Origin of the sequence: Methylobacterium sp. R2-1, assembly GCF_014191355.1 — a bacterium.
Classification (GTDB): Bacteria; Pseudomonadota; Alphaproteobacteria; order Rhizobiales; family Beijerinckiaceae; genus Methylobacterium.
The window spans coordinates 132,163-154,125 of sequence record NZ_JACHWM010000007.1 but is presented as its reverse complement, the minus strand read 5'-3'; the positions used below and the strand labels follow the sequence as shown (position 1 = coordinate 154,125).

The following is a 21,963-nucleotide window of genomic DNA, read 5'->3' as shown; positions in this document are numbered from 1 at the left end:
CCCCTCCGCCGCTCCCCCTCCGCCCTCGACGCGCTCCCCTCCGATCCCGATGCAGGCGTGACCCATGGACCCGTTCCACGAAGCCGACCCGCCCGGCGGCGGGCGATCGCTGACCGCCCATTACGAGGCTGTCACGGGCCACGCCCTCGCGGTGCTCTGGCGGCGCCGGATCATGATCGCCTCGATCGCCGGGCTGTCGGCGCTGGCGGCGGGGGCAGCCTCGATGGCCCTGCCGCCGAGCTACGTCGCCGAAGTGCTGCTCCAGTTCGATTTCGGCCAGACCCAGGACGTGCGCGGGACCGGCAAATCCGGCCCGCAGATCGCGCTGGAGCCGGCCTCGGTGGTGGAGAGCGAGGCGCGCATCATCCGCTCCTTCGCCATCGCCCAATCCGTGGCGGGACGGCTGGAGACCGGAGCCGGGCATGCGGAGCATGCGGCCAAGGAGCTCTCCGCGGGCTGGGTCGCCTCCCTGAGGCAAGCGCTCGCGAACCGCGTCCAGGCCGCGGTGCCCGCGCCTTCCGGACCTCGCCCGGAAGAGACCACGCAGCAGGAGACCGAACGGGACGCCCGGGCCCAGCAGCTCCTGCGCGGGCTCACCGTGGGCAACGACGCCAAGGCCTACCTGATCACGATCGGCTACCGCGACCGCGATCCCCGGCGGGCGGCGGAGACCGCCAACACCTTCGCCACCGAGTACCTCGCCCGCAAGATGCAGGCGGCCTCGCTCGCCACCGAGCGGGCGAGCCGCTGGTACGCCGAGCAGATCCAGGTCTCGCGCGGCGAACTCGCCCGGCTGGAGGGCGAGATCGACGCCTTCCGCAAGCGCACCGGCTTCGTCGAGTCGGTGCGCGAGGGGGTGGACCTGCGCGAGCAGCAATTGCGCGACGCCCTCACCGAACTCTCCAGCGCCTCGGCCAAGCGGCTGGCGGAGGAGGCGCGGCTCCAGCGCGCCGGAGACGTGATGCGCTTCGGCGGCGTGCCGAACGCCTCCGACACGACGATCTCGCCGGTGATCCAGCAGATGCTGGCCGATGACAGCAAGCTGCGCCAGGAACTGGAGCAGCTCACCGCCGTCTCCGGCGACAACCACCCCAGCGTGCTGCGCCTCAAGGCCTCGATCGCCGCACTCCAGCAGCGGCTTCAGATCCGCATGGCCGAGGTGCTGAAGCTGGTCGAGGTCGATCTCGGCGCCGCCCGCGGGCTCGAAGCCTCGGCCGAGGCTCGGGTCGCGACGGTGCGCCGCTCGCTCATCGAGAGCAAGGCGCTCGAAGCAAAGCTGCGGGCGCTCCAGGCCGACGCCACCGCCGCCCGAGACCGCCTGCGCGTTCTCGACGAGGGCTACCAGACCGCCAACGCGCTGAGCGAGCTCAAGCCGGTGATGGCGCAGATGCTGGCGCCGGCCAAGGTGCCGACGCTGCCCACCGGCCCCGGCCTCGGCCTCGTGCTCGGGCTGGGCCTGTTCGCCGGCGCCGGCGCCGGCTCGGTGCTGGCGCTCGCGCTCGACCGCCGCGACCGTGGCTACCGCAGCCAGGGCGAGATGGAGGCCGAGACCGGCCTGCCCTGCCTCGCGCTGCTGCCGAACCGTCCGGCGGGGGAGCATTCGGGCGAGCGCCTGGAGCAGGATCTCGTCTTCCGCGAGGCCGTGCGGGCGGCGGTGGCCGAACTCGTCGCGGTGCGCGAACCGCTCAAGGTCGTCCTCGTCACCTCGGCGATGCCGGGCGAGGGCAAGTCCGTGGTCGCCCGCTCGGTGGCGCGCTCGCTCGCCGCGATGGGGCGCCGGGTGCTGATCCTCGACGGCTCGCCCCGCCGTGCCGCGATCGAGGATGCCCGCTCCGGCAAGTCCGGCCCCGAGACGCCGGCCGACGACGAGGAGGCGGAGGGCCGCATCTCGACCATCCGCCGCGTCTCCGGCCTCAAGGACGGGCACGATATCTATGCCGAGCCGACCTTCGGCATGCTCGTACGCGAGGCGCGCGAGCGCTACGACGTGATCCTCGTCGAGGTGCCTCCCGTGCTGCTGCTGGGTGACGTCGCGCTGCTGCGCCAGCACGCCGATGCCGTGGTGCACGTCGTGGCGTGGCACGGCACCCAGAAGGCCGCTGTCACCGCGAGCCTCGCCTATATGCACCGGCTCGGGCTGACGGTCGCCGGGCTCGTCCTGAACAAGGTCGACCTGAAGCGCCACCAGGGCCGCGCCGCCGATCGCGGCACGCTCTACCGCGACTTCTCGCACTACTACCGGAACAGCGCCTGATGGGCGCGCAATCCGCAGTGGGCCTGGGAGCGGCGATCCTCGTGAGCGAATGGACCTTCGCCTGCGCGGCCTGCGGCTCCCCCGCCGTCACCTGGCCGGCGGACCCGACCGCCGAGGCGGCCATCGCCTGCGGCGGCTGCGCCCGGCCGCTGGGCACGCTCGCCGCGTTCCGGGCCGGGATCGAGGGGGTCCTGGCCGCCCACAATCCCCGCCAAAGCGAGCCGGGGCCGCAGGATCTCCCGCAGCCCCGGCCGCAATCCCGGTCGGATGCGGAATCAGACGAACAGGATATGGCCTGCGCTCAACTCGGCCTTCTGGGTGTCGGCGAGCCAGAGCGTGTCCGATCCTGAGCGGATCGCGACATCGGTGCCGACATCCTGTGCCGCGGCCAGGACGGCATCGAGCGAGCCGAACATCGACCGGCTGATCTCGATCGCGTCGGGAGCGGAGCCGCCGGTCTCGAAATCCTCGACCCAGTCGACGCCGTTGCCGGCCTTGAACGCGAACCGGTCGGCCCCGGCACCACCCCAGAGGTGGTCGGTCCCGCTGCCACCGTCGAGCCGGTCGTTGCCGGCCCCGCCGTAGAGGTGGTCGTCACCGGCGAGCCCGTTGAGCGTGTCGTTACCGCCCATCCCGTCGAGGTCATCGGCGGAATTGGATCCGGTCATGGTCTCGGCACCGGCGGTGCCGTCGCGGTTGAGGCTCGCGCCGGAGGGTGAGGCGGCGACCGGGGGAGGCGATGCCGGGCTGTTGCCCGTCACCACTCCGACGACGGATCCGACCGATCCCGCCACCCAGTCGAACACGTTCTGGATCGGCGTCATCGGCGTGGCCGAGGGCGCCGCCGACACGTCCGCGCCCGACGAGGATGGTCCCCACACGATGTTGTTGGCCACCGCCGGGTCGGTATAGGTCGAGTCCTCGATCGACACGTTGTCGCCGCTCGCGTTCCAGATGACGGCGTTGGACATGGGATCACCCCGGCCCTGGTCGTCGACGATGTTGTCGAAGGAGCGGGTGTCGATGAAGGTCACGTCGTCCGAGTAGGACGAGAAGCCGCCATTGCCCATGTGGATCACGTCGACGTTCTCGACGCGGCCGCCTTGGGAATCGCCCTCGAACATCACGCCGACGCCGCTCGGCGAATTGTTGCCGTCGATCACGCCGTGGGAGATCGTCACGTTCTGGCTGTCGATGACCGAGACGTTGTCCTCGACATGCGAGTGGCCCGGATCGTTGCTGACGGCGAAGTCCGAGAGGCTGCCGTTCGGCGACTGGTAGAACTGGACGAACTGGCCCGACGGATAGAGTCCGTGGAAGTCGTGACCCTCGACATGAGAGAGCGTCGCACCCGGCGATTTGCCGAGATAGATGCCGGTGCCGCTGTCCTGCAGGGTCACGTGCGAGGCGGTGAAGTCGGGTGAATTGACGACCCGGATACCGGTCGCCTCGCCCGCCAGGCTCTGGCTCCCGTCGGGTGGATCGGAATTGACGACGAGGCTGTTCTGAACAGTGACGCCGCTGGAATCCTCGACGACGATGCCATGTCCGTCGGCGTGATGAATGGTGACGTTGCGGATGACGACGTTGTCGTGCTCGACGCGGATGGCATCACCGTCGGAGACCCAAAGATCCAGATTTTCGATGATCTGGCCGTCATGCGTCGTGCGGATGGGAGTGGTGCTGGTGATCAAACCTGCAGGCATATCTACTCCATTTGTTAATATTTCAACAAAATCAATAACTATCGGAATACAATCAGCAAATCGACCGAGCAAATCTGCAACTTCGACAGCATGGACTAGGCCATTAGACCTATTCAGCCTGGGAAGTTATTAACAGCGAAGCTTTTTAAGGAGGACGGCCCTGCGCGATATTTCTTGCGCCGCACAATTGATGTGGCTGTAAGGCCACGCTTGTTCAGGCCGCAATTGATTCGAAGGCGCGTCGCCGCCGGCCGGGCCGCAGGATCTCCCGCGGCCCGGCCCGCGAACGTGCTTCCGAGCTGGTTTCACGAAGCGTCGGGCGCCGATTCGCCCTCGACCGGACGTGGCCGGCGCAGCAGCGTTGCGCGCGGCAGGCTCAGACGAACAGGAAGTCGCCGGCCGAGAGCTGCGCCTTATGGACGTCGGCGAGCCACAGCGTGTCCGCGCCCGAGGTGATGGCGACATCGGAGCCGACATCATGGGCCGCGGAGAGCAGGGCGTTGAACGAACTGAACATCGACTTGCTCACTTCGACGACGTCCTGCGCAGTGCCGTTGAGCTGGAAGTCCTCGACCCAGTCGGTGCCGTTGCCGGCCTTGAACACGAAGTGGTCCGCGCCGGCACCACCCCAGAGGTGGTCGGTGCCGCTGCCCCCGTCGAGCCGGTCGTTGCCCGCCCCGCCGTAGAGGCGGTCGTCGCCGGCCAGCCCGTTGAGCGTGTCGTTGCCGCCCCGCCCATCGAGGTCGTCGGCGAAACGCGAGCCGGTCATCGTGTCGGAGGCCGCCGTGCCGTCCCGGTCGATGCCGGTGCCGGCCGGCGTCGGGCTGGCAGTCGGAGCCGTGGCAGACGGGGTTGGAGCCGGGGTCGGAGCCGGGGCTGGGGTCGGAGCCGGCGTCGCAGCCGGCGCACTGCCCGTCGCCGTCCCGTCGAACACGTTGTGGATCGGCGTCATCGGCGTGGCCGAGGGCGCTGCCGACACGTCCGCGCCGGCCGAGGACGTCCCCCAGACGATGTTGTTGGGGACCCCCGGATCCGTGTAGGTCGAGTCCTCGATCGTGACGTTGTGGCCGCTCGTGTTCCAGATCAGCCCGTTCGACAGCGAAACGCCGCGGCCCTGGTCGCCGGCATCGTTGTCGAAGGAGCGGGTGTCAACGAACGAGACGTCGTCCGAGTAGGACGAGAAGCCGCCATTGCTCATGTGGATCACGTCGACGTTCTCGACGTGGCCACCCTGCGAATTGCCCTCGAACATCACGCCCGCGCCGCTCGGCGAGTTGTTGCCGTCGATCACGCCGTTGGCGATCGAGACATTCTGGCTGTCGATGATCGAGACGTTGTCCTCGACATGCGAGTGGCCCGGATCGTTGGTGACGGCGAAGTCCGAGAGGCTGCCGTTCGGCGACTGGTAGAACTGAACGAGCTGACCGCCGGGGAAGGGCCCGTGGAAGTTGTGGCCCTCGATGTAGGAGAGCTTCGCGTTCGGGGACTGACCGAGATAGATGCCGGTTCCGCTATCCTGCAGGGTCACGTGCGAAGCGGTGAAGCCGGACGCGTTGACGACCCGGATGCCGGTGGTCTCCGCATCGGTCTCGCCGCCGTTGCCGGTCGGCGGGTCGGAATTGACGATGAGGCTGTTCTGGACGGTGACGCCGCTCACGTCCTCGACGACGATGCCGTTGCCGTCGGCATGGTGGATGGTGACGTTGCGGATGACGACGTTGTCGTGATCGACGCGGATGGCGTCGCCGTCGGAGACCCAGAGATCCAGATTTTCGATAACCTGTCCGTCGTACGTCGTGCGGATGGGGGTAGTGCTATAGGTTTGGCCCGCAGGCATGATTGCTCCTTGATGCGGTGATCGCAACGGAGCGGGACCTAACGAAGGTTATCGAGCGGATCGATTGCGTAAATCTGCAACGTACCCCGCAAGGACTACTCCCCACGAGGTATGGACGCGCGAAAACGGTTCAGCTTAATGCTGTTTTCTCGCGTGTCTTTGTCGGAATTTTTCTGACAGACGAACGATCTGTTGCCGAACGGCCACGTTTGGTGCCCGTCCGGGCCATCCATGCCTCGGGCCGTTCACGCGCCCGGCGACGCAATCCAGCCTTCGAAGCAGATCGCGAGCCGTCCGAGTCGGGCCAGCCACGCCAGCGTGCACGCCACATCTCAGTGGCGGCGCGCCAGCCATTTGCATGGCCGATGTTGCGCCGGGCGATCCGTGGCGTGCTACGACGTGCCCGGCATTCGCGCCGGAAACCCCCGATGCGGTGCGGTCCGGACGCCTGCAGCCCGCCACGCACCAGCCGCCGCCCATTCGTCTTGCCGCTGCGGCCCATTTCGGCGCGTGGCAGGAGCGTCCCCTACCTGCCCGCGCAAGACCAAGATGATTCCGGCTCGAGACAGATCCATCGATCAGGTTATTTCAACCCGATCGGATCCTCCTCTGGATAATCTGCCGCCTCTAGATCGTCTGATTGTAGGCTCCTACTTCCGGATGCTGGCGCAGCACCCCGTCAACGGCCGCGAACATCTCGTGCAGCCGCGCCTCGGAGACCGGGCTCTCCACGACCACGACGAGTTCGGGCTTGTTCGAGGAGGCCCGCACCAGCCCCCAGGTGCCGTCGGCGGTGGTGACCCGCACGCCGTTGACCGTCACAAGATCGGTGATCGCGTGGCCGCCCACCGGCTCGCCCGCGGCCTGGAGCGCCCGGAACCGCTCGGTCACGGCCTCGACGACGCCGTACTTCACCTCGTCGGCGCAGTGCGGTGACATGGTCGGCGAGCCCCAGGTCTTCGGCAGCGCCCGGTAGAGGTCGGCCATGGTCTGCCCCGGATTCCGGTCGAGCATCTCGATCACCGCGATGGCCGTGAGCAGGCCGTCGTCGTAGCCGCGGCCCACCGGCGCGTTGAAGAAGAAGTGGCCGGACTTCTCGAACCCGGCCAGCGCCGAGAGCTCGTTGACCCGCCGCTTGATGTAGGAATGGCCGGTCTTCCAGTAATCGGTCCGCACGCCGCGGGCCTTCAGCTCGGGATCGGCGGCATAGAGGCCGGTGGATTTCACGTCGACGACGAAGGTCGCTTCCGGATGCAGCTTGGACAGGTCGCGGGCCAGCATCACCCCGATCTTGTCGGCGAAGATCTCCTCGCCCTCGTCATCGACCACGCCGCAGCGATCGCCGTCGCCGTCGAAGCCGAGGCCGACATCGGCGCCGGTCTCGCGCACCTTGTCGGCGATGGCGTGCAGCATCGCCATGTCCTCGGGGTTGGGGTTGTAGCGCGGGAAGGAGTGGTCCGGCTCGACGTCGAGCGGGATCACCTCGACCCCGAGCCGCTCCAGGAGGGCGGGGGCGAAGGCGCCGGCCGTGCCGTTGCCGCAGGCGGCCACGACCTTGAGCTTGCGCGAGACGGGTTTGGCGCGCGCGACGAGGTCGTCGAGATAGACCTGGGCGAACCCTTCGACGAATTCGTAGGCGCCGCCGTCGCGGTACCGGAACGCGCCCGTGGTGACGATCTCCTTGAGGCGGCCCATCTCGTCGGGGCCGAAGGTCATGGGCCGCTCGGCGCCCATCTTCACGCCGGTCCAGCCGTTGTCGTTGTGCGAGGCGGTGACCATGGCCACGCAGGGGCAATCGAGGGCGAACTGGCCGAAATAGGCCATCGGCGAGAGCGCGAGCCCGATATCCTTCACCCGCAGCCCCGCCGCCTGCATCCCGGCGATCAGTGCGAGCTTGATCGAGGAGGAGTAGGAGCGGAAGTCGTGGCCGGTGACGATGTCGGGGCGCACGCCGCGCTCATGGATCAGCGTGCCGAGACCCAGCCCCAGCGCCTGGACGCCCATCAGGTTGATCTCCTGCGGGAACAGCCAGCGGGCATCGTACTCGCGAAAGCCGGTGGGCTTGACCATCGGCAACTGCTCGAAGGCGAAGGTGTTCGGCTCGAGCTTCGGAACAGGCGTGGGAAAGGCCTTGGAGCGATCAGAGGACATGACAGACCTTTCGCACGGGCGGCGAACGAGACCTCGTGGGCCGCCGGAAGGGAAACCGAGTCGGATTGAGATTCTAGACCAAGAGACCGTCCAGGGCCGAAGCGCCGTTGACCTTCCACACCTCGATGGCCGCCACGGTCGGATTCTCGGCCGCCCCCTGCCAGAAGGCGAGGTTGAGCGTCCCGTCGGTGACCGAGACCGTCCGCGTCAGGGTCGTCGCCGTCGCGCCCGCCGCGGCCGCAGCCCAGATGTCGTAATTGGCGACCGTGGTGCCCTCGATGCCGATGTTGAACTGGCGCTGGTCCGCTCCGCTGAGGCCGCCCGGATCGTCAGGCTGGTTGTAGATCTCGGCGAAGTGCAGGATGACCTTGTAGGAGCCGGATGCCAGCGCGCTGCCGTCCGCGTTCTTGACGGCGTAGCCGAAGCGCCCGTCATCGGCATCCGTGGTCGAGGCGCTCGCCCAGCCGAAGCGCTGATTCTGGTAAAGCGCGTCCTCGTTGGTACCGGCGATCGGATCGACGTCGGCGAAGACGGCGTTTCCGTCCTGGCCGGCGACGTAGAAGCGGTGCGGAGCGACCACCATGTCGGCCTCGAACAGGGTCCCGTCCGCGCGGGTATAGTTGCCGCCACCGGAATTGATCGCCATGACGAGGGTGTCGCCCCCCGGCGTCACGTCGATGGTGAAGCCGTGCGAGGCGGCGGCGTTGGTGTTGGCCGCAGGGCTTCCGTCGGCAATCTCGCCGGCCTTGACGGTCGCGGTGTAGGCGCCATCGGCCCAGCCGCTCGCCGGCGCGGCGACGAGGTAGGTGGCGGTGGCCGAGGTCGCGCTGGTCGCCACCTTCGATTGCAGGCTGATCGCACCGACCGCGCCGGGCCCGCTCACCGCGAGGTCGGCGGCCGTGATGCTGGCGAGGTTGATGCCGGAGGCGTCGTTGTAGACCACCGTCACGCTGGCCCCACCGCTGCCGGAGGCGGGGCCATCGACGGCGAAGGAGCCGATGCTCGGACCGATCATGTCGGTGCTTCCCGTGGCTTGGCGCACGATGATGCCGCTGAGCTTGGCGTTGTCGATGCCGTTGGCAAATTGCAGGTCGAGCGTGCCGTTCGCCCCCGCGGTGATCGGGCCCGAAACGTAGGCATAGGGCGTGTTGAAGTTTCCGGTCTGGGCCAGGATGTCGAGGTCGTTGAGAACGATCTGGCCTTCGAGTGAGACATCGAACACCCGCTGGCCCGGATTGCTCCACCAGAGTTCGCCGAAGCGCAGCTCGACCGTGTAGGCCTGGCTCGTGCTCGCCACGGGGATGGCGTAGCTGAAATTGCCGTAGCGCTCGGTCTGGTAGACGGTGCCCGCGAAGGCCGATTGCAGGCCGTTGCCGCCGCTGCCGTCGATGAAGGTGGCGCCGCCGGTGAAGTACTGGTCGGCCGAGAAGCTGATTCCGTCCTGGATCAGCGCTCCGCCGCCGGCATTGATCGCCGCGACGATCCCGCCCGCGCTGCTGGTCTGGACCGAGAAGAGCTGCGAGGCTGCGAGGTTGGTATTGGCCGCCGGGCTCGCGTCAGACACCTCACCGGTCTTGACGGTCGCGGTGTACTGGCCGTTGGTCCAGCCCCCGGTGGGTGCGGCGACGATGTAGGTGGCGGTGGCCGAGGTCGCGCTGGTGCTCGTCTTGGATTGTAGCGTGATCGCCCCGATCGCGCCGGGTCCCGTCACCGCGATGTCGGCCGCGGTGATGCTGGCGAGGTTGATGCCCGAGGCGTCGTTGTAGACGACCGTGACGCTGGCGCTGGCATCGCCCGCCACGGGAGCCTGAACCGTGAAGGGGCCCACCGTCGGCTTGGTCATGTCGGTGCCGCCACCGCCACTCGCCTGCCGCACGACAATGCCGCTCAGCTTGGCGTTGTCGATGCCGTTGAGGAACTGAAGATCGAGCGTGCCGTTCGCCCCCGCGGTGATCGGGCCCGAGACGTAGGTGTAGGGCGTGTTGAAGTTTCCGGTCTGGGCCAGGATGTCGAGGTCGTTGAGGATGGTCTGGCCTTCGAGCGAGACGTCGAACACCCGCTGGCCCGGATTGCTCCACCAGAGTTCGCCGAAGCGCAACTCGACCGTGTAGGCCTGACTCGTGCTCGCCACGGGGATGGCGTAGCTGAAATTGCCGTAACGCTCGGTCTGATAGACGGTGTTGGCGAAGGCCGGCTGCAGGCCGTTGCCGCCGCTGCCGTCGATGAAGGTGGCGCCGCCGGTGAAGTACTGGTCGGCCGAGAAGCCGATCCCGTCCTGGGTCAGCGCTCCGCCGCCGGCATTGATCGCCGCGACCACCGGGTTCGTCGTGCCCGATTTCGCCGTCGTCGTGATGGTGATCCCGTCGAAATCCGCCGTGAACGGCGCGCCGTCATTGGAGGTGGCCAGCAGCCCGACCGCCATCCCGCTCGCCTTGCCGCCGACCGTGTAGTCGCCCTGGATCGCCTTCAGGAGCGCGCTGCCGCTCGGCACGCTCATGCTGGTGCCGGCGGTAAACGCGCTGTTCGCGTCGGTGGCGGAGGAGACCGCGCCGGTGCCGAAGCGCCAGTACGGCGTCACCGTGTTGGTCTCGAGATTGACCGCGAGGCGCAGTTGCACCCAGCTCGCATTCGCCGCATTCAGAAGCGCGTTGTTGGTCACCGCGCTGGTCTGCGCGACGCCGAGATTCTCCATCGAGGTCTCGAGGATCGCGCTGGTGTACTTGCCCCCCGCGCTCTCGCCGCGCCCGCCCAGTACCAGCTTGATGAAGTTGTCCTGGTCGCCCGTGCCGATCTGCAGGCCGGCCGAGGGGAAGCCGCCGTTGCTCGTCGCGTTCGGGATCCAGTTCGCCATGGTCATGGTGACGTTGGCGGTGGCGACGCTGTCGTCGAAGGTGACGCCGGCCTGGAGCGCGTCCTTGAGGGTGTTGTTGCCCTCCGTGAAGTCGCCCTCCTGCACGTTCTTCAACTGGATGACGCCGCCCGCGCCGCCCGCGATGATGTTGGCCGAGGTGTAGAGGCCGCCGTCGAGGAACGGGTCGAGCCCGTTGATCATCGCGCCGGTGAGCCCGCTGCCGCCGAAGGTGCCCGGGATCGAGCCGGATTCGAAGTTGAACACGAGGGTCTCAGCCCCCGAGATCACGTCCGTGCCCGCGGTGCCGTTGTCGGGGTCGAGGGCGAAAGGGTCGAGCGTGTTGTTGATCCCGTCACCGTCGAGGTCGAGGTTCTGCGGGTTGGTCGGCCCCGGCGTCAGAACCTTGATGTTGCCGTCGGCCAAGGTCGTGACCCAGACGGTGCCGGCGAACGGCTTGCCGTCGCCCACCGCGTCGATGCCGAGCGGGGCGCCGCCGCCCATCGGCACGACCTGCTTGCCGGCCGCCACGATCTGGCCGGCGGCGCCGACGGTGGTGTCGACCCCGCCCGAGGCGTTGCGCGGGATGATGTGGAGGTAACCCGCCAGATCGGTGACGAGGATGGCGCCCTTGATGCTCGTGGTGCCGCCGTTCGCCGTGGTCCACGTGGTCGAGGCGGTGTATTCGGCGAGCCCGTTGAGCGAGCCCTGGCCGGTATCGAGCGCCCCGTCGCTGATGCCGCCCTCGAAGAACACGCTCTCGCGCGGGTCGGCGGTGCCGGCCGGGATCACCGAGTCGAAGTCCGCGGGCAGGCCGGCGCTGCCGTGGGGGAGGAAGGTCGCACCGGTGACGCCCGCCCCCGGCGTCAGCAGCCAGCCGGCCTGACCTCCCACCGCCCGCACGAGGTTGGGATGGCCGCCGTAATAGCCCTGCCCCGTGATCTCGTGGAGCTGGTCGTAGTTGAGCCGCTTGGTGCCGCCGTCCAGATCGGGCGTGTTGAGCGGGATCTGGTTCTGACTTGTGACGACGTTGCCGTTGGCGTCCGAGGGGCGCCCGCCCCAGCCATTGTTGGCGCCGTTGTCGTAGGTGAACATCTTGCCGTCAGAGGTCAGCAGCACGTCGTAAGCGTTGCGGTAGCCCGGCGAGTAGACCTGAACCGGGCTGCCGGCGGTGATCTTGGCCATGTTGAAGCCGTCGCGGCCGCCGAACGGGCCGCTGACATCCGATCCGTCCGGGTTCTCGTTGCCCGCCGTACCGTTGTTGGGGCGGTAGGGATCGTCGAGGGTCGGCAGGTCGTAGAGGTAGGGGTTGAGCCCGTTCGGGTTCTTCAGCGTCATGGCGTCGAGGGCCGTGAGATCGACCTTGAGCACGGCCGCCGCGTAGGCGAATTCCGGCAGGCCGGCGAAGTTGTTGGAGGGCGCGCCGGCATTGGTGTTGCCGCCCACCGCCACGTAGAGCGTCTTGCCGTCGGGTGAGATCGCCATGCCGTTGGCGGAATGGTTCTCCTCCGAGCGGGGCAGGCCGCGCACGAGATCGACCTTCTTCCACGTGTCGGTGACGGAATCGAAGGTGAGCCGCGAGATGATCGAGGAATTGGTGTCGAGGTTCGTATCCTCGCCGCCGTTGCCGGCACCGATGCGCGGGTCGCTCGAGGTGACGTAGAGGACGGGGTTGTCGGCGGTTCCGGTGACGAGGATGCCGGTGACCTGCCGCTCCTTCAGGCTCGCATTGAGCGTGCCGTCGTCGTTGTGGTTGGGCAGGTTGAGGATGAGGTCGATCGATTCCGTGGCGGTGACGACGTAGCCGTTGCCGTTCTGGGCGACCGTGAGGGCCTTGATGCTGCCGAACCGCTCGGCGACGTAGAGGCGCCCGTCCGGCCCCCATTGCAGGGCCGAGGCCAACCCCGAGTAACCGGCAAGTGTCGATTGAGAAAACGTCACGTCGGCCATGGTCATCCCCCCGCGCATCAGGCTTGGCATCAAGCGTGGGGTCGACCGTATCCGCGCCCGATCCGGGCTTCATGCGCGCAGCGGTATTCCGCGGCGCTCTTCCGGGCTAGCGCGTCCTCCGCCGAAGGGGAGGCCCGCTCGGCGAAGGAGCATCCAAAAGGTGGGCGCCGGCGCGAGGCGTAAGAGGCGCTCTCGACCGAGTTTTGCCCGAAAGGGAACCTTCGGGCGAAGGCGGCCGAACGTTCACAGATCTGCGGTGTGATGATAGCCCGCAGCAATGAACCCGTTTTCCGATCCGCAGGCCGTCGCACGCTACGCCGACAATCCACCTCGGATGGTGCCCGGTTTCGCGGGCCTGCACCGCATGGCGATGATCCTCCTCGCCGAACGGGCTCTGGAGGATGCGCGAATCCTCGTGCTCGGCGCCGGGGGCGGCCTCGAACTCAAGGCATTCGCCGAGGCGCAGCCGCACTGGTCTTTCGACGGAGTCGATCCCTCCGCCGAGATGCTGAGCCTGGCGCAACGGACCCTCGGGGACCTTTCGGCCCGCACACGCTTGCATCAGGGGCTCATCGATGTCGCGCCGGAGGGTCCGTTCGATGCCGCGACCTGCATCCTGACGCTGCACTTCATCGAGCGTCGGGAGCGCCTGCATACGCTCCGGGAGGTCCGGCGTCGTCTGAAGCCGGGGGCACCCTTCGTCGTCGCCCATTTCAGCGTTCCGAAGGGCGACGGCGCGCGCGATCTGTGGCTCTCGCGCTATGCCGCTTTCGCCATCGCCTCGGGAATCGAGCCGTCACAGGCCGAGAACGCGCGAGCCGGCATCGCGGAGCGGTTGCCGATCCTCACGCCGGAGGAGGACGAGCAGCTCCTGCGGGAGGCCGGGTTCGATGGAATCAGCCTCTTCTACGTCGGCTTCGCGTTCCGAGGCTGGGTCGCCTACGCCTGACCGCTCCCGGTCACCCTCGTTAACAGAGACTGCGACGACAGGCAGGCTCAGATGTAGTGACGGTAGACGACGGAGCGGGTCGCCTCGTCGCCATCGCCGTCGAGATCGACACTCGCGGTTCGGCTAGCCGTCAGGCCGATCATCGAGACGAGCGCGAGCGGGATCACCGTCGGCAGGAAGCGGGCAAGGTGAAGCGCGGAGGATGCAAGGCCACGTGCGGACCGAATCAGGATCGTCATGCGTAAGGTCTCCCTTCGCCGGCAGTCGCGCCACGATGTCTGATCGGTGATGCCGCATTGTGTCGGAAATCGGCAGGGCACCGCGCCGGAGCGCCACCCTGCTCGATCATATGACGGCAGACGATCAGGACGTGGGGCGGCGGCGACCGAAAGCCCAGGTGCCGACGGCAAGAGCCCCCATGGGGGTCACAAGGAGAGCGATCACGGACAGCATGCTCGACATTTGGTTCGGCCTCTCTCGCCGCATGGGATCGGCTCCCGATCGTTCGGGATCGTGGAACCGTTGAGCCTGCCTAACATGAAATATCGTTCCGTCCACGGATGAATTGATCACTATTCCGCAAGGCAGTCCCCCAGGGCGACGACGCGCGAGGGGGTGATTACGCGCGAGTCGGGACCGCCACCCACCGGGATCCGTTTCAGGATCGGCCCGTATGTCCCGATCCGGCACAGGATGCGATGGCATCCCGCTCGCACCGGCGGCTCCGAGTCGTTCGCGTCGAGGCTTCGATGTTTCCCAAACTCGTCGGATCTCTCGCGCTCCTCGCGGCCGGGTCCGTTCTCCTCCACAGCTGGGAGATGCCGCGCTGGGTGATCGCGACGCTGTGTGCCGTCGGTACGGCCGCAACGCTGCTCCTCATCGCGCCCGCCCTGGAGCAGACGCTCGCTCCAGCCGCGATGATGCCGGTCCGCGAGCCGCCGAAGGGCCCCGCTCCGGTCTTCGAGGGAATCTGGGACCCATTCGACCGCCGGCAGGTTGTGAGCGGCTCGGCTCGAACGGATCTGTAGGACTTCACCAGAGCGCTTTCCGAAGGAACGGCTCTCAGACCCCGCTCCGGAGGCCGGCTGCGGACCGTCGAGAACCGGTGGAGGCAATCCCCGCGGCGTCGAGCGCCGCTATCCGATCATGCCCCGGATTGCGCTGCGCCGCCCGCTGTTGCGCCGCCCTCGTCCGACAGCCTCGTTCACGCCCCCGCTCCCTCTGAAGGCGAGACCCGCCGATGCGACAAAGCAACAGGCTACAGAAAAACAAATAAGTAGAATGGTTGCGCACAAACGAGATCATCAGCCCAAGTATTTGTATTTATAACAGTTATAAAACATAGATCTTGCATGCATCATTCGGTCCTTGCCATACGCGGCGCATAGTTCGTTGTGTCTTCTTAGGTTTTAATAACCTAAGTTAAAAGCGTTCCGGAAAAAATGTTCGAAGATCGCACCGCCTTCGCTCGGCTGGCTCCGCGTGCGGGCTGGGTTTCACGCCTGTTGGCTTCGACGGTCCTGTCCGGAACGGCCCTGTGCGGCCTCGCCGGGCCGGGCCTCGCACAGGATGTGGCCGGCGCCATCGAACTGTCCGAGTTGAGCGTGACCGGCGAGGGCCGCGGCGCCACGCTCGGCGGCGCGCTCTACGGTCCGGGCGGGGCCTCGGGAGCAGTTCCCGGCTACGTCGCGAGCCGCAGCACCGTCGCGACCAAGACCGACACGCCGATCCTGGAAACGGCCCAGTCCATCTCCGTCATCGGCCGCAAGCAGATCGAGGATCAGAACGCGCTCAGCATCAACCAGGCCCTGCGCTACACGCCGAGCGTCACCACGGAGCAGCGCGGCGGCGCGGGCTCGACCCGCCTGGAGCAGTTCCTGATTCGCGGCTTTAACGCCCCGGTCTTCCTCGACGGCATGGCATTGATCGGCGGTCGCGATGCCAACGCCACGATCGAGCCCTACCGGCTCGAGCGCATCGACGTCATCAAGGGCCCGGCCTCGGTGCTCTACGGACAGTCGGGGCCGGGCGGCATCGTCAACCTCGTGTCGAAGGTGCCGCAATTCGTCCGGCACGGCGAGGTCTTCGTGCAGGGCGGCGGCTTCAGCGAGGTGCGCGGCGGCGTCGATGTCGGCGGGCCGATCCCATCCGACGTGCCCTGGCTCGCCGACCAGTTCGCCTACCGCATCGTCGGCTTCGGCTGGAACGGCGACGGCCCCGTGGATACGACCCGGGTCGAGCGCGCGCTGATCAACCCGAGCTTGTCGTGGCGCCCCTCCGCCGACACCCAGCTCACGATCATCGGCAATTACCAGCGCGATCCGTTCTCGGGATTCTACGGCGGCTTCCCGGCGGTCGGCACGGTGTTCCCGCGCAACTTCGGCAACGGCGTTGTCGGTCGCCTGCCGGTGAACTTCTACGACGGCGATCGCGGCATCGAGCGCTCCGACCGGACCCAGGCCTCGATCGAGTACCTGTTCGACCACCGCTTCAACGAGAACCTGCGCTTCCACTCGGCCGGGCGCTACCTGCGCACGCAGGGCGACTACCGCAGCGTCTACAGCGCCTTCAATCCCCGCAACGGCCCCTTCGCCTCCGGCCCGCTGATCCCCCGCGCCGTGATCGGCACCAACGTGGCGGCGGAAGCCTACACGATGGACAGCAACTTCGTCGCCACCTTCGACACCGGCTTCATCGCCCACACCGCGCTGCTCGGCGTCGATCACCGTACCTTCAGCACCCGGACGAGCGGCTCCCCGTTCCCGGACGCGCCGGACCTGAACGTGCTGGCGCCGAACTACGACATGAACATCGCGGTCCCGGCCTTCAACACCGTCTCACGGGTCGATGCGCAGCAGACCGGCGTCTACTTCCAGGATCAGATGAAGTTCGACCGCCTCGTGCTGACGCTGGGCGGGCGCTACGACGTGGCGCGCCAGACCGGGCCGACCCGGTCCTTCCCTGCCGGCCGGCCGAGCACCCTGACGCTCCAGGACGCGCCGGCCGACGCCTTCACCGGCCGGGCGAGCCTGCTCTACCTGTTCGATTCCGGCGTGGCGCCGTACGTATCCTACAGCCAAGCCTTCGAGCCGATCGTCGCGGGCCGCGTATTCGATCCGGCCTTCGGCACCGTTGGGCGCGTGCCCGATCCGCAATTGAGCGACCAGTACGAGGCCGGGATCAAGTACCAGCCGCCCGGCACCGACATCCTGCTCACCGCGGCCTTCTTCGACATCCGCCAATCGAACCGCACGACCGCGGACCCCGTAAACGGCAGTGCCTTCGTCGTCCAGACCGGCCAGGTCGGCGTGCAGGGCGTGGAGTTCGAGGCGCGGGCGAACCTCACCGAGGGCGTCACCCTGATCGGCGGCTTCTCGCTCCTCGACATCCGCAACGTCCGGGACAACGGCAGAACCGCCAACGACCTGACCCCTGGTCAGATGGTTCCCCTCCAGGGCCGCAGCCCGGTGCTGGTGCCGGATTCCACCGCCTCGCTGCTCGCGACCTACCGCTTCAACGAAGGGCCGCTCCTCGGCCTGGAGGTCGGCGGCGGCGTGCGCTACCTCGGACCGTCCTGGGGCGATGCGGCCAACACCTTCAAGGTGCCGGCAAGCGTGCTCGTCGACGCCACGCTCAACTATGAGCTGAAGTACCTCGATGCGACGCTTCAGGGCTTCTCGATGCAGGTGAACGCCACCAACCTCCTCGACGAACGATACGTCAGCGGCTGCAACGGCTACACGAGCTGCTATTACGGCTTGCCGCAGACCGTCTATGCAACCCTGCGCTACCGCTGGTAGGAAGCCTCGCATGGCGGCACAGGGCAGAACGACAGCACTGGAACGGGCCTCCGTGGCCGGCCGGGTCGTGCTGGCGGCGGGCGGCGGCTACGGCGTCGCGGCGCTCGCTACTGCGCTCCTGTCGCTGACGCTGCCGATGGCGCGCTCGGAGGCGGTGGGGGCGGCGACGCTTCTCAGCTTTGCCGTGATGGCGGGCATCGTCGTGCTCGTCTTCGCGACGCGCACGTTCCTGCGGGCGCTCCTCACGGTCGCCGGAACGGCCCTCGTGCTCGGCGCCCTCCTCTGGCTGGCGATGCGGGGATACGCACCATGAAGGGAAGCTTCCGCCAGTCGATGGCGTGGCTGCACACTTGGTCCGGCCTGATCGTCGGCTGGGTGCTGTTCGCGATCTTCGTCACCGGCACCGCGAGCTACTACCGGCCGGACATCTCCCGCTGGATGCGCCCCGAACTCGCCCGGACCGAGCCGCTGGAGGGTGCCGCCCTCGGGGCGGCCGCCGAGCGGGCCGTGGCCTATCTCGGCCAGCACGCGACCAAAGCCCGGACGTGGTTCGTCGGCCTGCCGCAGCCGGACAAGCCGGTGCTCGACCTGTTCTGGCGCACCCGCCCCGGTGAGCAGCCGGGCCATGTCCTGCTCGATCCGCGGACCGGAACCGAAGCGACCGTGCGGGACACGCAGGGGGGCGACTTCCTCTACCGCTTCCATTTCGAGCTGCACATGCCGCCGCTCTGGGGACGCTGGGTCGTCGGGGCCTGCGCGATGATCATGCTGGTGGCGCTGATCTCCGGCATCGTCACCCACAAGCGGATCTTCGCCGACTTCTTCACCTTCCGCCGCGACAAGGCGCCCCGCCGCAGCTGGCTCGACGCCCACAACGTCACCGGCGTGCTGGCGCTGCCGTTCCACGTGATGATCACCTATACCGGGATCGTCACCCTCGCGACCTTCTACATGCCCTGGGGCGTGACCGCCGCCTACAAGGGCAACGCTCAAGCCTTCTTCACCGAGGCCGCTTGGATCACCACCCCGCGTCCGCCCGCGAAGCAGGCCGCCCCCCTCGCCCCGGTCGGGCCGATGGTGGAGCGGGCGCTCGCGACCCGGCCGGAGCCGCTGGAGCGGCTCATGATCGTCAATCCGGGCGACGCCAACGCCACCGTGGTCGCCGTGTTCGAGGAGCCGCACGGCCTCTCGCACGAGCATCCGCAGATCGCCTTCGACGGCGTGAGCGGCGAGATCCTCGAAGTCCGCGACGGCGGCCTCAAGCCCGCAGCCAAGACCTTCACGGTGATGACGGGCCTGCACGAGGGCCACTTCGCCGGCCCCCTGCTGCGGCTGCTGTTCTTCCTATGCGGGATCATGGGCTGCGCCATGGTCGCGACGGGGGTCGTGCTCTGGTCGCTGGCACGCCTGCCGAAGGCGGGGGAGCGGCCCTTCCTCGGCCTGCGGCTGGTCCAGGCGCTGAACGTCGGCAGCATCGCCGGCCTGCCGGCGGCGGTCGCCGTCTTTTTCATCGCCAACCGGCTCCTGCCCGTCGATCTCGCCGGGCGCGAGGAATGGGAGATCCGCGCCTTCTTCGGCGCCTGGATCGTCGCGGCCCTGGTGCCGCTCGTCCGTCCGCAGCGCCGGGCGTGGTGCGAGGGTCTGGCCGCCGTTTCGGTGCTCTGCCTCGCGGTGATCACGGCCGACATCCTGACGATTCCCGACCATCCCCTGCGGCTCGGCGGCGGCGACCCGCTCTTCGCGTGGTTCGACGGTGCGATGCTGCTGCTCGCGGGCCTGTTCGCCGTCGCCGCCCGCAAGGTGCTGCGCTACGAGGCGCCCAAACGGGATCGGGCTCGGGATCGGAGCGTGAATCCGGCGGGCGCCGCGACATCTGCCGCGGCGCCCCCCTCCCCCGCCCGCACGCCCGCGCGGCGTCCGGAGCCGACCCACGCATGACGCCCCTCGTCCTCGCCGCGAATCTGGGCCTCAGCTTCGCCGCGCTCGCCGCCCTCTGCCTCAGCCTGAACCGGCACCATGCGGAGGTGTTCGGCCGCAGGGCGGAGCGGGCGGCGGTTTTGCGCCTGCGCCTCTTCGGCTGGGGAGCCATCGCCGTCTCGTTCTTCGTCGCCGGGCTGTGGGAGGGCTGGGCGTTCGGTCCCGTGCAGTGGGTCGGCGCGCTCACCGGCGCGGCGCTCGGGCTGGTGCTGCTCCTGTCCTACCGGCCGCGCTACGTCGCCCCCGCCGCGCTCGCCGCCCTCGTCGCGGCCGCCCTGCCGCTGGCGGTCCTCGCCGCCTCGGCCTGATGCGACCGCTCAAGCCGCTTCAGGCGCTCGCCCATGCGAGCCGCCTGCTCGCCGCGCACGGCTTTCGCGAGACCGCCCGCAACGAGCGCGGCGACAGCCTCTACCTCGCCCGCGGAGAGGGGCCTGAGCGGCTGCGCCTGTCGAACCATGCCCGCACCCCGAAGCAGCGGCGGGTCCACCCGGAGGTGATGGCGAGCCTCGTGATCCGCGCGCCGAAGACGGAAGCGCAGGTCGCCGCCCTGGTGGACGCCGCCCTGCGCGACTTCGCCGGCGGGCTCGCGCGGCAGGCCTCCCGCCTCACAGAGCTGCGCTGACCCGGCGCCGGTCCTGCGCCTCCTACGCGGCCGACGCGCTCCGGCCGGCGATGGCGTTGCCGTGGCCACTTTACGCGCCCCGATGCGCCGCCGCTGCTCGAGGTGCATCTGCGCTGGACACAAGCTTGGCAATCTGACCATTCTCAAATCAGTCTTGTGCGCCCGACGAATCGTACCATCAGTACGCGAGTCAGCAATCGGCAGGGGAATAGTCTTGGCTCTGCCAATCGTATTCAACAACACGGTGTTCCGCGCCGGACAATCTGCGGGCGCGACCATATCGAACAACAATAGCACAAGCTTTACTGTCGATAGCATCAACCAAGATTACAACGTCGTTGCCAATGGATCTGTATCCAACCTCAACGATCCAGTAAATATCAATATCAACAGATTCGGGGCAGAATCCAACACAACTCTCTACGCGACAAATTTCGACAATCCAAATTTCATCGTGCTTGCAAATCAGCCGAATGGGGCCAGCGGCAATAGCGGCTATATCATTTTGTCGAACAGTCCGCTCACCCCTGGGCAGGTCGTGAATGTGAGCAATACAGCCCTGGGCGACTACAACGTCCTCTGCTACGGCTCGGGCACCCGTATCCTGACCGAACGCGGCGAAGTGGCCGTCGAGGATCTGCGCGCGTGCGACGTCGCGGTCACCGCGTCCGGCGCGCGCCGGACGATCACTTGGATCGGCCATCGCGTCCTCGACGGCGGCGGCAAGGCCCTGCACCATGATCGGCAGCCCGTCCGCGTACGCGCGGGCGCCTTCGGCGGCCTGCCGACCCGCGACCTCTTCCTCTCGCCGGGCCACCCGGTCCTGGTCGGGGCGGATGCCGACCACGAGGGCGGCGTGCTCGTGCCCGTGATGTGCCTGATCAACGGCATCACGATCGCCCGCGAGGTGGTCGAGGCCGTCACCTACTGGCACGTCGAACTCGATGCCCACGACATCCTGCTGGCCGAGGGCCTGCCGGCCGAGAGCTACATCGACGGCGGGGATCGTGCCTTCTTCGTCGAAGGCTCCGACCACGCCCTGCGCAACCCCGATTTCGTACCCGCCGGCTGGGACGGCCGCTGCCGGCCGGTGGCCGTGGACGGGCCGCAGATCGAGGCCGAGCGCCTGCGTCTCGACGCCGTCTTCACGGCCACCCTGGATCGCCACGGCGCATGGTCGGACGGGGAGCTGGCGCTGTAGGCCGGCAGAACGCCACCGGCCAGATTGTGCAACCCGCGCGTCAGAGGCCCGCGCTCGCCCCGCGCAGCCGACGGCGCTCTGAGGGTAGTTCGAACACCCCGGCCCAGAGGCCGAGGCGGCGGCCCCAGGCGCGGCGGTCTTGGTCGGTGTAGTCGGCCGAGACGCTGCGGTCGGCCACCGCGTATCCGTTGGCGACCATCCAGGCCGCGAGGTCGTCCTCCCCGAGCCGGCACAGGACCCCGGCGCTGCCGTTCGCGGCGGCGCTCGGTTCGCAGGTCACGCTCTCCCCGCCGATCCGCGCCGCCAGGGCCTTGGCGGCGGCACGGCCGCAGGAATAGTCGCGCTCATGCCCGTCGGAACAGATCTGGTCGAGGTCGGGCGCGTCGATGCCGTGGAGCCGCAGGCGTCGGCCGCCGATCTCGAGCGTGCTCCCGTCGATGACGGTGGCGGGACCGCTCACCGTCCGGAGCGCCGCCTCGCCCGCGCGGGCCGGCGGCGCCTCGAGTCCGGCCAGCAGCGCCAGCGCAGGGACGAGGAGCGCGGCCAGCAAGAGCCGGGCGCCCGGCTCTTCCGAGGGCCGATCCCCGTTGGATCGGGCCGGGCTGGCGATGGTGCCGACGAGGCAGGCGGCGTAGATCAGCAGAATGGTAGCGGTGAGCGACATCGGG

15 protein-coding genes are annotated in these 21,963 nt (G+C 68.2%); 9 read left to right on the top strand and 6 right to left on the bottom strand.

Annotated elements, in window-relative coordinates; genetic code table 11:
- The first annotated feature begins 64 nt into the window (after window positions 1-64).
- Window positions 65-2,254 carry a GumC family protein gene (locus tag FHU13_RS12020; RefSeq protein ID WP_183436115.1) on the top strand — a complete coding sequence of 730 codons (2,190 nt, stop codon included), beginning with the start codon at window positions 65-67 and terminating at the stop codon, window positions 2,252-2,254.
- Between the two features lie 275 nt (window positions 2,255-2,529).
- Here FHU13_RS12020 and FHU13_RS12015 read toward each other — a convergent pair whose 3' ends face one another.
- From FHU13_RS12015 to FHU13_RS12000, 4 genes are all read right to left on the bottom strand, one after another.
- Window positions 2,530-3,960 carry a right-handed parallel beta-helix repeat-containing protein gene (locus tag FHU13_RS12015; protein ID WP_183436114.1) on the bottom strand — a complete coding sequence of 477 codons (1,431 nt, stop codon included), beginning with the start codon at window positions 3,958-3,960 and terminating at the stop codon, window positions 2,530-2,532.
- Window positions 3,961-4,336: 376 nt separating this feature from the next.
- Window positions 4,337-5,797 (bottom strand): right-handed parallel beta-helix repeat-containing protein, encoded by a 1,461-nt coding sequence (locus tag FHU13_RS12010; RefSeq protein ID WP_183436113.1) that lies wholly within the window; start codon window positions 5,795-5,797, stop codon window positions 4,337-4,339.
- Window positions 5,798-6,424: 627 nt separating this feature from the next.
- Complete coding sequence (locus tag FHU13_RS12005; protein WP_183436112.1) at window positions 6,425-7,948, bottom strand: phosphomannomutase/phosphoglucomutase; 1,524 nt, start codon at window positions 7,946-7,948, stop codon at window positions 6,425-6,427.
- Between the two features lie 73 nt (window positions 7,949-8,021).
- Window positions 8,022-12,746 carry a malectin domain-containing carbohydrate-binding protein gene (locus tag FHU13_RS12000; RefSeq protein ID WP_183436111.1) on the bottom strand — a complete coding sequence of 1,575 codons (4,725 nt, stop codon included), beginning with the start codon at window positions 12,744-12,746 and terminating at the stop codon, window positions 8,022-8,024.
- A 277-nt stretch (window positions 12,747-13,023) separates the two neighbouring features.
- Here FHU13_RS12000 and FHU13_RS11995 point away from each other — a divergent pair, with 277 nt between their 5' ends.
- Complete coding sequence (locus tag FHU13_RS11995; protein WP_183436110.1) at window positions 13,024-13,695, top strand: class I SAM-dependent methyltransferase; 672 nt, start codon at window positions 13,024-13,026, stop codon at window positions 13,693-13,695.
- Between the two features lie 47 nt (window positions 13,696-13,742).
- Here FHU13_RS11995 and FHU13_RS11990 read toward each other — a convergent pair whose 3' ends face one another.
- Window positions 13,743-13,934, bottom strand: coding sequence for a hypothetical protein (locus FHU13_RS11990; RefSeq protein ID WP_183436109.1), 192 nt, complete (start codon window positions 13,932-13,934; stop codon window positions 13,743-13,745).
- 510 nt (window positions 13,935-14,444) lie between these two features.
- On the opposite strand from FHU13_RS11990, the gene FHU13_RS11985 reads away from it, so the two are divergent.
- From FHU13_RS11985 to FHU13_RS11955, 7 genes are all read left to right on the top strand, one after another.
- Window positions 14,445-14,723 (top strand): hypothetical protein, encoded by a 279-nt coding sequence (locus FHU13_RS11985; protein WP_183436108.1) that lies wholly within the window; start codon window positions 14,445-14,447, stop codon window positions 14,721-14,723.
- A gap of 414 nt (window positions 14,724-15,137) precedes the next feature.
- Complete coding sequence (locus FHU13_RS11980) at window positions 15,138-17,495, top strand: TonB-dependent siderophore receptor (protein ID WP_183436107.1); 2,358 nt, start codon at window positions 15,138-15,140, stop codon at window positions 17,493-17,495.
- 10 nt (window positions 17,496-17,505) lie between these two features.
- Window positions 17,506-17,808, top strand: a complete 303-nt coding sequence (locus tag FHU13_RS11975) for an iron transporter (protein ID WP_183436106.1) — start codon at window positions 17,506-17,508, stop codon at window positions 17,806-17,808.
- A complete protein-coding gene (locus tag FHU13_RS11970; RefSeq protein WP_183436105.1) occupies window positions 17,805-19,433 on the top strand; it encodes a PepSY domain-containing protein in 1,629 nt (542 codons plus the stop codon). Before FHU13_RS11975 ends, FHU13_RS11970 begins: the two co-directional genes overlap by 4 nt.
- Complete coding sequence (locus FHU13_RS11965; RefSeq protein WP_183436104.1) at window positions 19,430-19,780, top strand: DUF3325 domain-containing protein; 351 nt, start codon at window positions 19,430-19,432, stop codon at window positions 19,778-19,780. Before FHU13_RS11970 ends, FHU13_RS11965 begins: the two co-directional genes overlap by 4 nt.
- Entirely contained in the window at window positions 19,780-20,094 is a 315-nt protein-coding gene (locus tag FHU13_RS11960) for a hypothetical protein (protein ID WP_183436103.1), read from the top strand. The genes FHU13_RS11965 and FHU13_RS11960 overlap by 1 nt, the downstream gene beginning before the upstream one ends.
- 214 nt (window positions 20,095-20,308) lie before the next feature.
- On the top strand, window positions 20,309-21,295 hold the full coding sequence (locus FHU13_RS11955) for a Hint domain-containing protein (RefSeq protein WP_246714623.1): 987 nt from the start codon (window positions 20,309-20,311) through the stop codon (window positions 21,293-21,295).
- Between the two features lie 40 nt (window positions 21,296-21,335).
- On the opposite strand, the gene FHU13_RS11950 is transcribed toward FHU13_RS11955, so the two are convergent.
- Complete coding sequence (locus FHU13_RS11950) at window positions 21,336-21,959, bottom strand: thermonuclease family protein (protein ID WP_183436102.1); 624 nt, start codon at window positions 21,957-21,959, stop codon at window positions 21,336-21,338.
- Window positions 21,960-21,963: the final 4 nt, after the last annotated feature.

Bases quoted from the DNA above. Each gene is read 5' to 3' on its own strand.
- FHU13_RS12020 (WP_183436115.1), top strand. From the start codon at position 65: ATGGACCCGTTCCACGAAGCCGACCCGCCCGGCGGCGGGCGATCGCTG.
- FHU13_RS12015 (WP_183436114.1), bottom strand. From the start codon at position 3,960: ATGCCTGCAGGTTTGATCACCAGCACCACTCCCATCCGCACGACGCAT.
- FHU13_RS12010 (WP_183436113.1), bottom strand. From the start codon at position 5,797: ATGCCTGCGGGCCAAACCTATAGCACTACCCCCATCCGCACGACGTAC.
- FHU13_RS12005 (WP_183436112.1), bottom strand. From the start codon at position 7,948: ATGTCCTCTGATCGCTCCAAGGCCTTTCCCACGCCTGTTCCGAAGCTC.
- FHU13_RS12000 (WP_183436111.1), bottom strand. From the start codon at position 12,746: ATGGCCGACGTGACGTTTTCTCAATCGACACTTGCCGGTTACTCGGGG.
- FHU13_RS11995 (WP_183436110.1), top strand. From the start codon at position 13,024: ATGAACCCGTTTTCCGATCCGCAGGCCGTCGCACGCTACGCCGACAAT.
- FHU13_RS11990 (WP_183436109.1), bottom strand. From the start codon at position 13,934: ATGACGATCCTGATTCGGTCCGCACGTGGCCTTGCATCCTCCGCGCTT.
- FHU13_RS11985 (WP_183436108.1), top strand. From the start codon at position 14,445: ATGTTTCCCAAACTCGTCGGATCTCTCGCGCTCCTCGCGGCCGGGTCC.
- FHU13_RS11980 (WP_183436107.1), top strand. From the start codon at position 15,138: ATGTTCGAAGATCGCACCGCCTTCGCTCGGCTGGCTCCGCGTGCGGGC.
- FHU13_RS11975 (WP_183436106.1), top strand. From the start codon at position 17,506: ATGGCGGCACAGGGCAGAACGACAGCACTGGAACGGGCCTCCGTGGCC.
- FHU13_RS11970 (WP_183436105.1), top strand. From the start codon at position 17,805: ATGAAGGGAAGCTTCCGCCAGTCGATGGCGTGGCTGCACACTTGGTCC.
- FHU13_RS11965 (WP_183436104.1), top strand. From the start codon at position 19,430: ATGACGCCCCTCGTCCTCGCCGCGAATCTGGGCCTCAGCTTCGCCGCG.
- FHU13_RS11960 (WP_183436103.1), top strand. From the start codon at position 19,780: ATGCGACCGCTCAAGCCGCTTCAGGCGCTCGCCCATGCGAGCCGCCTG.
- FHU13_RS11950 (WP_183436102.1), bottom strand. From the start codon at position 21,959: ATGTCGCTCACCGCTACCATTCTGCTGATCTACGCCGCCTGCCTCGTC.